This window comes from uncultured Allobaculum sp. (assembly GCF_948576815.1).
GTDB lineage: Bacteria > Bacillota_I > Bacilli_A > Erysipelotrichales > Erysipelotrichaceae > Allobaculum > Allobaculum fili.
The window spans coordinates 1-10358 of record NZ_CAPAEZ010000081.1 but is presented as its reverse complement, the minus strand read 5'-3'; the positions used below and the strand labels follow the sequence as shown (position 1 = coordinate 10358).

At 50.3% G+C, this 10358-nt stretch carries 11 protein-coding genes; 2 read left to right on the top strand and 9 right to left on the bottom strand.

The genetic code is table 11. The features are described 5' to 3' along the window. Positions 1 to 411 precede the first annotated feature (411 nt). From Q2J39_RS09580 to Q2J39_RS09545, 8 genes are all read right to left on the bottom strand, one after another. A complete protein-coding gene (locus Q2J39_RS09580) occupies positions 412 to 2103 on the bottom strand; it encodes an ammonium transporter (protein ID WP_288340374.1) in 1692 nt (563 codons plus the stop codon). A gap of 279 nt (positions 2104 to 2382) precedes the next feature. Next, positions 2383 to 2688 carry a (Fe-S)-binding protein gene (locus Q2J39_RS09575; RefSeq protein WP_230268436.1) on the bottom strand — a complete coding sequence of 102 codons (306 nt, stop codon included), beginning with the start codon at positions 2686 to 2688 and terminating at the stop codon, positions 2383 to 2385. 9 nt (positions 2689 to 2697) lie between these two features. After that, positions 2698 to 2880 (bottom strand): hypothetical protein, encoded by a 183-nt coding sequence (locus tag Q2J39_RS09570; protein ID WP_230268427.1) that lies wholly within the window; start codon positions 2878 to 2880, stop codon positions 2698 to 2700. Next, positions 2880 to 3458, bottom strand: coding sequence for an electron transport complex protein RnfA (locus Q2J39_RS09565; protein ID WP_230268428.1), 579 nt, complete (start codon positions 3456 to 3458; stop codon positions 2880 to 2882). Before Q2J39_RS09565 ends, Q2J39_RS09570 begins: the two co-directional genes overlap by 1 nt. 3 nt (positions 3459 to 3461) lie before the next feature. Further along, a complete protein-coding gene (gene rsxE / locus Q2J39_RS09560; protein WP_288340376.1) occupies positions 3462 to 4160 on the bottom strand; it encodes an electron transport complex subunit RsxE in 699 nt (232 codons plus the stop codon). Between the two features lie 11 nt (positions 4161 to 4171). After that, a complete protein-coding gene (locus tag Q2J39_RS09555) occupies positions 4172 to 4699 on the bottom strand; it encodes an FMN-binding protein (protein WP_288340377.1) in 528 nt (175 codons plus the stop codon). 3 nt (positions 4700 to 4702) lie between these two features. Next, a complete protein-coding gene (locus Q2J39_RS09550) occupies positions 4703 to 5869 on the bottom strand; it encodes an RnfABCDGE type electron transport complex subunit D (RefSeq protein ID WP_288340379.1) in 1167 nt (388 codons plus the stop codon). 12 nt (positions 5870 to 5881) lie between these two features. Continuing rightward, positions 5882 to 7192: an RnfABCDGE type electron transport complex subunit C gene (locus Q2J39_RS09545; protein WP_288340381.1), complete on the bottom strand. Its 1311-nt coding sequence runs from the start codon at positions 7190 to 7192 to the stop codon at positions 5882 to 5884. A 509-nt stretch (positions 7193 to 7701) separates the two neighbouring features. Here Q2J39_RS09545 and Q2J39_RS09540 point away from each other — a divergent pair. Beyond that, positions 7702 to 9024, top strand: coding sequence for an FAD:protein FMN transferase (locus Q2J39_RS09540; protein WP_230268433.1), 1323 nt, complete (start codon positions 7702 to 7704; stop codon positions 9022 to 9024). A 226-nt stretch (positions 9025 to 9250) separates the two neighbouring features. On the opposite strand, the gene Q2J39_RS09535 is transcribed toward Q2J39_RS09540, so the two are convergent. Beyond that, positions 9251 to 9607, bottom strand: coding sequence for a hypothetical protein (locus Q2J39_RS09535; RefSeq protein ID WP_288340384.1), 357 nt, complete (start codon positions 9605 to 9607; stop codon positions 9251 to 9253). A gap of 477 nt (positions 9608 to 10084) precedes the next feature. On the opposite strand from Q2J39_RS09535, the gene rd reads away from it, so the two are divergent. Then, positions 10085 to 10246 carry a rubredoxin gene (gene rd, locus Q2J39_RS09530; RefSeq protein ID WP_230268435.1) on the top strand — a complete coding sequence of 54 codons (162 nt, stop codon included), beginning with the start codon at positions 10085 to 10087 and terminating at the stop codon, positions 10244 to 10246. Positions 10247 to 10358: the final 112 nt, after the last annotated feature.

Here is a 10358-nt window from a genome sequence, read left to right as displayed (position 1 = left end):
CTTCGCAAGGAGGGCTTTTCGTCGTGCCTTAAATCATCTAAAGACTTTCACATTTCATTCATAGGATCCCGCGCGCGGGGTCCATGAATGAAAAAAAGAGCGGCAGCATAAACCGCTGCCGCTCTGCCTGGAATAAGAAACAGATTTGAGAAATGAAATGTTGAAAGGATTGCAATATTTTTCTGCTGGGCTTTGAACAAAATCCAGGGCCGAATTATGCTCAAAGCCGCGCAGAGTATTGAAGAGACAAGCCGGAAGAGCTGCGGCATCTTCTGCCGTCTGAATCGTTTGAAGGGTGCAAATTAAAGGAGTTCACTGACGAAGGGTTCAAAAAGAGATGTGAAAGTGACTGTACTCTTTCGGCTGTCTGCGGCTGTTGGTAAAGTTTCGTTCCGAACGAGAATCAGATGATTATTTTTCGTAATCGAGCGCTTTGGCACCGGCCTCACCGGTCGAGATTCGAACAACTTCCTCAACAGGATAGACGAAGATCTTGCCGTCACCGATATTTCCAGTATAGAGCGCTTTCTGCGCGGCTTCGACAACGTCCTTTACAGGCACTTTGGATACCACGACTTCGGCCTGCATTTTCGGCAGCAGCCGGCTCTGCACTTCGGCGCCTTTGTAATAGATAGGCTGGCCTTTCTGTACGCCCATACCCATGACATTGGATACGGTCATGCCGCCGATACCGATTTTTTCGAGTTCCTTTTTCAGACGTTCGAATTTATCGATGGCAGATACAATCACTACTTTATGCATACCGCTCTCCGCGCTCCCAAGAATAGCTGCAGGAACCGCATCGGAGATAGCTGCTTCCGGAAAAGCCGACAGGGGTTCGGGTTCGCTTTCGTCATCAGCAAGAACTTCGGTTTCCATAGCGAAGCCTGCGTAGGCGGAAGCCAGGCCGTGTTCCTCAATATCGAGACCGCGGATCTCTTCTTTTGGAGATACGCGAAGACCAATTGTCTTTTTAATTGCAAAGAAGGTCAGGCCGATTGTGCAGGCTGTCCAGATGCCGATTGTCAGCAGACCAAGGAGCTGAATGCCGAGCTGATGGAAGCCGCCGCCATAGAACAGTCCAACCGCTTCCGGCATTGAATCAGTGCCGCAGGCAAAGAGACCTACGCAGATGGTTCCCAGAATTCCGCATCCGAAGTGAACGGGAACGGCACCAACGGGATCATCAACTTTCAGTTTGTAATCGAGAAGCCAGGTCAGAAATGGAACAACCAGACCGGCGAGAATACCAATGATGCAGGCGCCCAGAGCATTTACTGCATCACATCCAGCAGTGATTGCTACCAGACCGCCAAGGGCTGCGTTTAAAGTCAAGGCTACGTCCGGCTTTTTGTAGCGGATCCAAGTGTAGATCATTGTGGTGCAGGCTGCCAGAGACGGAGCCAGGGTTGTGGTGGCAAAGATTGTTGCCAGCTGAGTCTGGTTTACGGCGGCGGCACCGTTGAATCCGTACCAGCCAAACCAGAGGATGAATACGCCCAGGGCGCCGATCATAATGTTATGACCTGGAATACCTCTTGGTTTTCCGTTCTTATCGTATTTGCCAATACGTGCTCCCAGCATCGCTGCGCCGATCAGTGCACATGTGCCTCCGACATAATGAATAACTGCCGAACCGGCAAAATCATGAAACCCAAGGGATGCCAGCCATCCGCCAGGTCCCCAGACCCAGTGGGCTTCGATCGGATAGATCAGAAGAGAAATGATGATCGAGTAGATGCAGTAGGAAAGAAATTTCGTACGTTCAGCCATGGCACCGGAAACGACTGTAGCCGCTGTGGCACAGAAGACGAGGTTGAACGTGAACAGGGACCAGTCCGTGCCGCCAAAGTCGGTCAGCGGATGGAGTCCCCAGCCGACAAATCCATTGCCGGCTCCACACATCAGCGAGTAGCCGACAAGCAGAAAGGCAACCGTACCAAGACAGAAGTCCATGGTGTTTTTCATGATGATATTTCCTGCGTTCTTCGCCCGGGTGAATCCACCCTCGACCATGGCGAATCCCGCCTGCATGAAGAAGACCAGGGCGGCACCGATCAGATACCAGATCTGAAAGATCTGCGATAAAGCTTCCTGAAGCATATATGTTCCTCCTTTTCATTTTTTTAGAAAAAGAAAAAGGCGCCGAAACTTGTTATCCGCCGTTGGATAACTGTTTCGGCGCCTTTGCCGTTTCTGATGGGAAGAGAGTACTCCCTTTTCCCCCTTCCTGGCCAATGAAATTCACATATTTTTGACAAACTATGCCCAAACCCCGCGATACTATTTGATTTAATCAATTTTATACAGGTAAAAAAGCGGTTTCACTACTGTGAATATAAAAAAGGACGCCGCAGCGTCCTTCTGTATTCTGTATCGAAATTAACCTTTGATCGTAACGGTTTTTCCGTCTGGACCCGGTGTGTTTTTCAGGTAGTCGATAATTTCGGCTTTGGCATCCGCTTTGCACGGTTTGCACTTCCAGGAGTCGGTATCTCCGCTGACCATGGCGTCCGCGAAACCGCTGCAGCCTGGATAGCCGCAGCCGCCGCAGTTGTAGCCTGGCAGCTTGGAGGTAACAAACTCAACACGCGTATCGGGTTCCACATGGAATACTTTGGCAGCGACGCCAAGTCCTGCGCCCAGAATGGCGCCCAGAACGAGCATCATCAGAATAGCCTGTACCATCATGTGACCTCAACTTTCTTCTTTAGGATGGTTCGGGCACGAGAGATCCCGGCAGCCCGAACAGTCCGGAGTGAGATTTTCGCATCCTTCCGGCTTCGGTGTCTTTCTGTTTTTAAGAAACAGGAAGACATACAGACCGACCAGCGCTCCGAAAAACAGGATCGCCAGAAGAATACGTCCGATGTTATCCATTAAATGATTCCTGTCAGTCCGGAGAAGGCCATGGCCATGAGGCCGGCAACGATCAGAGCGACAGGGTTGCCTTTAAAGCAGGCAGGAACATCAGCGGTATCGAGACGTTCGCGGATGCAGGAGAAGATGTACAGCACCAGAGCGAAGCCTAACGGAGTACCGATTGTGTATACGAGCATGTGTGCAATGTCGTATCCGTTGGAGATGTTAACCAGGCAGACGTTGAGTACAACGCAGTTGGTCGTGATCAGCGGCAGATAAACACCTAGGGATTTGTACAGAGCAGGTGACTTCTTTTTGAGGAACATTTCCGTGAGCTGTACAAGCGAAGCGATAACAAGAATAAAAGTAACCAGGTCCATGTATTCCAGTTTGAGAGGAACAAGAACCAGGTAGTAAAGCGCGTAGGTTACAACACCGGCTGCGAAAATGACGAAGACAACCGCCATGCCCATGCCCAGCGCGCTCGATTTCTTTCTGGATACACCCATGAACGGGCAGAGACCCAGGAACTGGTTCAGAATCGCGTTGTTGAGCAGAACGGAAGTGATCAGAAGAGCAATCAGTTCACCGATCATACATTAAGCCGCCTTTCCGGCTGCCGCTGCTTTAGCGGCTGCCTCTTTCTGTGCTTTCTGGGCAGCTTCTTCTTTTTTGGCTGCATGGCTCTTATAGGCTGTCAGTGCAGCAGCCAGGCAGGCAAAGGTAACAAAGGCACCCACCGGAGAACCAAACAGAGAAATGGTAAAGCTTTCCGGAATCAGAGTAATGGAGAAGAGCGTCTGCGCCTCGTTGAACGGGTTGGTCATGGACAGAACGCCAGTGGACAGAATCTGACGGATCAGAGACATGGCCAGTACGGCGAGCAGATAGCCAAGACCCATTCCCAGACCGTCGAGTGCGGAATCCCATACACCGTTTTTGGAAGCGAAGGCTTCGGCACGGCCAAGGATGATGCAGTTTACAACGATCAGCGGAATGAAGACGCCAAGAGAAGTATCCAGAGCCGGGGCATACGCCTTAATCAGCAGCTGGATAATTTTTACAAGCGTAGCGATGATGACGATATAAACCGGGATACGGATATCGTCGGGAACAAGCTTGCGGATTGCGGAAATGATCATGTTGGAAACAATCAGAACGCAGATTACCGCAACACCCATACCAATCGCATTGTTAAGACTTGTGGTAATGGCCAGAGTAGAGCAAAGGCCAAGGTACAGTCCGAAAACAGGGTTTTCCTTGATCAGACCGTTTTTGAAGTTTTGCATTCGATTCATCTGACGGTCTCCTATTCTACTTCAGAAGCCAGCTCTGCACATTTGTTAATGGCATCGACTACAGGCTGAGAAGTTCTTGTGGCACCGGAAATGGTATCGAGTTCTCTGGCAGCATCCTTTCCGATAATGGACTGCGCAAACGGCTCATCCATAATCTGCGAACCGATGCCTTTGGTGTCGCCGTTGGAAATGGCCTTGAAGGCGCTGATCGTTCCGTCGTCATTGTTAATGCCGACAAGGAACGTGGTTCCGCCGTCATAGCCGGCTACAGTGCACTTGAAGATGACAATATTTCCTTCATAGGTGTAAACGCCTTCGACTTCCGGGTTGTCCGGTGTGATGTCGGCGGTATCTACGACCTTGAAGTCGTCCACGGAAGCTTCCGGATACATTTCCAGAAGCGAAGCCTTTTCGGCTTTTTCATCATTGGACTTGATGACCGGAGCGGTCATGGAGTTGGCAAAGGAGAGCGCGCCGCCTGCGATGGCAGCAACGACGGCCAGGAAGATGGCCAGGTAAGCTGGACTGTCTTTTTTCATGACTTACGCCACCTTCCCTTCGTTTTCTGTATTCATTACGAGTACAGCGGTTTCCTTCAGTTCAGACGGAATGGCTCTCTGCGGTTTTTCCGTAGCACCATAGAAGCCGACGCACACGGCAAATACAGCAGCGCAGGCAATCATGGTCCAGGCCTTTTTCATCTGTTTGAGCTGCGGAGCGTCCAGAGCGGATTCAATCATCGGCGTGAAGGTATTCATGATCAGAATGGAGTACATGCATCCTTCCGGCAGGTTGCCTTTTACACGAATCAGAACGGTAATGGCCGCTGCGCACATCGCAAAGAAAATGCGTCCGGATGGAACGGTCGGCATCGTTACCGGATCGGTCAGCATGAATACGCCGCCGAAAATAACGCCGCCCGTCAGCAGGTGAAGCAGAGGGTACCAGATGAATCCGGGAACACCGTGCCAGGATTCGATTCCGGTCGCAATGGCGATAATCATGGCGATCACCGCGATGGTTCCAAGATAGAACACAGGAATACGCCAGTCGATGACGTTTTTGACAATAAGCCAGATGCCGATCAGAAGGATCAGCAGAGACATCGTTTCACCGATTGCACCAGGGTAGAAGCCCATGAACAGGCTCGACCATCCGCCTACGGAATCGAGGTAGGCATCCAGCGCCGCTTCGGTTCCCGGCAGCCAGTTGAAGGCGTTGGCCATCAGCGTAGTCGGGGTTGCACTGGTTGTAACCAGAGACGCGGTCGCTGCACCGGAGAAGGAAGCAAAGATGACTGCACGGCCTACAGCAGCCGGGTTGAAAATGTTAAATCCAAATCCGCCGAACACCAGACGGCCAAATACGATCGCAAAGATCGTCGCGATAATTACCGCATAAGGCGGGATGGTGATCGGGCACATCATAACGAGAATCAGGGACGTTACCCATCCAAAGGAGTGGGTGATGAAATCCTTGATGTTCTCTTTCTTTACTTTCGCAAAGATAGCTTCGCACACGAAGGTGGTGATCAGCGAGCAGCCCAGAAGCAGAAGCGCCTGCAGACCGAACGCTGCACCCCAGCGAACGAAGTAATAAATATCGGAAGCCGCAAACACAATCAGAAGACCAATGGTCAGATTGCGCATGATTTTCTGCGTGGAATTCGACGACTGAAGGTTCGGGCTTACATGAAAGGCAAATTTCATTCTCGTATCCCTCTACTTTCTCTTCGCCTTCATAGCCAGCGTACGCTTGGCTTTGCGGACATTTTCGGTAACCTGAATGTGGCTTGGGCAGACATAGGTGCACAGGCCGCATTCGATACAGAGCATCGCACCGCGTTTTTCCATTTCCACGGTGTCGTTGGCCTTGACCGCATTGGAAATGCGAACCGGCTGCAGGCCCATCGGGCAGTGTGCGGTACAGCGTCCGCAACGCATGCAGGTCATTTCCGGCTCGTTTTCGTTTTTCAGAACGGTGATCGCGTTCATGGCGCGGTCAATGCAGATCTGATCGGAAATCATGGCCTTGCCCATCATTGGACCGCCGGCAATCAGCTTGAGCGAATCCACTTTTTCGATGAAGCCGCCGAGCTGTTCGATGATTTCCGCCACGCACATGCCGACCGGTACAAAAACGTTTACCGGATACTTCAGCCCTTCACCGGAGAAGGTTACGTATTTCTTGGAGAGCGCTTCGCCGTTTTCAAAAGCGTGCGCAACCAGAATCGCGGTTTCCGCGTTGTTTACGATAACGCCGCATTCGCCAGGGAGACGATCGTATTCTCTCTTGAGAATCGTACGGATCAGGGTACGTTCGCCGCCCATTGGGTAGACATCGGGTACAGGGGTTACTTCGATGCCGGCTGCGTTTTCACGGCTGATTTCTTCACGGATGTAGTTAATCAGGTCCGGGTGCGTTTTCTTGACACCGATTTTTACGGTTTTGACTTCTGCCATTTTCTGCAGAATGCGCACGCCATGTACGAAGTCCTGTACTTCATCCATGATGCATTTGTAGTCCGCAGTAATATACGGTTCACATTCCACGGCGTTGATAATGAGGGTGTCGATTTTTTCCACGTTCAGATACTTCACGTAGGTCGGGAAGCCGGCACCGCCCTGACCGATGATACCGGCGTTCTTAACAAATTCGACCATCTCTTCGTGACTCGCGCGAGTCCAGTCAAGCGGTTCAAAAGCCTGCTGTTTTTCCTGGACAGCATCCAGCTCAATCACCATGTGCGGCTGAGGTTTCAGACTGTTATGAGGCCGTTTGACAGTTCCTTTGTAGATACCGGAAACCGAAGAGTAAACAGGAACCGGAAATGCCGATTTGGTATTGGCAAGACGGGTACCGATCTTTACGTGGTCTCCTTCATTGACGAGGATTTCGACCTGCGAATTGTTGCCTGCGAAAAGAGGAATATAAACTTCCTTTTTCGGCATGAGAGTTTTCGCATCGCTGTGATCCGTCAATCCTTTTCTACCAGGGATGTGCTGACACATTGGCCCTAATAAAAGTGACATACTTTTCTTCCTTTCAATGCAGTTCAACCCAATTTTAGTAACCATTGCATAGAAAATCAAATGCGGCTAACACATTTATTTGACAATTCGTATCTGGTGTCTGCGGATTGTGGATTCCCTGTCGAACGCATCCAGGACTTTGCCTTCCCCATACAGAGCGATACAGAGCGCCAAAGCGCATGCCCAGACCTTTCCCTGCAGACGTCAGAATGGAAAATTTGCAGAGTCGAGCCGAATTTTCGACATACGGGAAGTCTTGCTTAAACGGAAGCCCTGTTTCAAAATCCGGTATACTGTTACCGGTCTGCCTGCGCATTCTGCAAAACAGACCAGTTCTCCTCGCGCAGATTCCGGTGCTATCCCTGCAACCTGGAAAAACGCCCTGACGGAACACCAAACGGAACCTCCAGACGGATTCATCCATTTCGGCGAGTTCGCAGTTCTTACGGCCTGCCCGGAGTTCCCTGCTTACGATCCATACTTACCCATATAAAATAGGAAAGAAAATTATGCCAAACGAAAACGATCAAAACGCTTCAGCATCGTCAGACGCTCCTGCAGCTGCCGGAGAGGAAGCCCAGACGAATACAAATACCGAAAATTTAAAAGAGAACGAAAACGAAAATTTCTCGTCCCAAAACAAATCCGAGTTCAAAAACGATTCCGAAAACAAAAACGATCTAGAGGAAAACGATAAAGATAGCAATAAAGAAAAGGAAAAAAACAGACCAGAGCACAAAAACCATATCGGTGCCTGGATTGTTGCCGCCATCTGCGTACTGGCGCTGACGATTTCCTTTACGCTATATCTTTCTTCGCCCAAAGACGCATCCAAAGGCGAAGTGCAGTCGCGCTCGACAACGATGATTGATGTCGGATTCGATACCCCGGTCACCTTCAAGACCACCAGCAATGAAGCCGATTTTGACCGCTGGCTTCAGATCGTCCGCGATACCTTTCTGGAATGTTCGGCCATCTTTGATGCCGTCAACCCGCCAGCCGACGATACCGTCGTCAGCCTGTACACGATCAATAACGCCCCGCGCAATACGCCTTTTGAAGTGGACGAAAAAATGATCGAAGTCTACAACGACGCCCTTCAGATTCATGCCGTCAATAACAAGTTCGATCCGGCGCAGGGCAATCTCACCGCCTTATGGCGAGCGGTCATGGACGAGAGTGATCCTGTCCTTCCTTCTGCACAGGAAGTCGAAGATGCCATCAACAAAGATTCCGTGAACGGCGTTAAAGTCGATGGAAACACCATCACGCTGACCGGCGAAGACGCCGCCCTCGATTTTGGTGCTATTGCCAAAGGCTATACCGCACAGCTGGCTGCCGATCGTCTGGTCGAAGCCGGTCTGGAAGAAGGCCTGATCAATGCCGGCGGCAACGTCGTTCTGATCGGCCACAAGCCGGACGGCAAAAACTGGAAAGTCGGCATTCAGGATCCGGATGGCAGCGATTCCCTTCTCACCTGCTCGCTTGCAGATCCCTCCTGCTTTGTAACATCCGGCGACTATCAGCGTTACGTCCTGATTGACGGACAGCGCTACGCCCATATTGTCGATCCGACCACCGGCTATCCAGCCCGTTACATGCGCTCCGTTACCGTCGTGGATCAGGATTCTGCCTACTGCGACGGCATGTCGACCGCTCTGTTTTGCATGAGCGTTGAAGACGGCCTAGCTCTCTGTAAAAAGATCGGTCTGCAGGCCATCTGGATCGTCGATAAAGGAACCGTGAACGTAACCCCGGATCTTTCCACCGATACTTTCGATATTTATCTCACCGATGGAATGAAAGATCTGGTGACGCTCAAAGCTAAATAACCCCTTCTCTGGCCCATTCTTTTCCCCAGTAATAAAACGGCGTTTCTTCCCTGCGGCATAAAAGCCGATCGGAAAGAAACGCCGTTTTTGCAAAGGTACGTTGCATGCGACCCAGCACGCAGAAAAAGAAAGACTTACAGGCAGAGCGATTAAAGAGCACGGGCGAACCGATCACGGAAGCCTCTTTGAAAGGTGAGTAAGTCAAAGAGAAGGCTTCCACTTGGTTTCAGGCAAGTGTCCCGTAAGGATTGCGATATGCAAATATACGCTCGCCGATCTGGCGGGTCTTCGGATCCAAAGAAAAAAGCAGGTGCTCCATGACATCCTGGTACGAATAGTATTTATACAGTCCGCGGTTTCCGCAGCTGGGATCGGTGTTGACTCCATAATAATTCAGAATGCATTTGGGAAGAAATCCTCGAAAATACTGATCACCCAGAAGTTCGATTTCAATCTGGACTACCCCTTTGCTTTCAAAGAGATATTCATACAGAATTTTCCCCGCCATCAAATCCAGCGAAGGCACCAGCACTTCAATGTTTTCGTATTTCTCGATTTTTGGAATTGGCTCAGAATTGGACATTTTTCTTTCCTCCGTTTAATGCCAGGATACCAGGCGGATTGGCGGATTCCAATCCAGACCAGGAAGAGAATTCAGGCTTTTTTCCTGCCATATTTAGCGCAGGGCTGCTTTTAAATCGCAGCTGAAACAGCAATACAGACAAAGGAAAACCTGAGGCGAATTAACGGCCTCAGGTCTGATGGATTTGAAATCAGTTTCTATGCACTTTCTGCCCAGGACAAAACGCTAAGTTCAAAAGGTACAGCATGCGTTTGTCTTACTGTGAGTCCGGTTCTGCTCCCTCGATCAGCGCTCTGATTCCCTGTCTCTAAATTCTTTTTGCCATCGCACTTTTCGGATTTTATCCCCTCTGCATTCTCTGGAGACGGCCGATTTTTAAATTGCCTTCTCTCCCGGTAAAAACAGCGGCTTTTCGGACTTTGACCAAACAGTTCCATGGTATACTTTATGTGGTTTTAAACATAAAGGAGATACACAATGGACAAGTACGTTTGCACACTTTGCGGATATGAGTACGATCCGGCTGTCGGCGATCCCGATAACGGCATCCCAGCTGGAACCGCATTCGAAGATCTTCCTGAAGACTGGGTTTGCCCTCTTTGCGGAGCTTCGAAATCCGATTTCGAAAAAGTTGAATAATCACAAACCCATCCAAAAAAACAGTCTTTGTCTGGACAGCCGTCCAAACGAAGGCTCTTTTTTCATTCATAGGCCCCCGCGCGCGGCGGCCCACCCTTGGTTAGTTGAAATA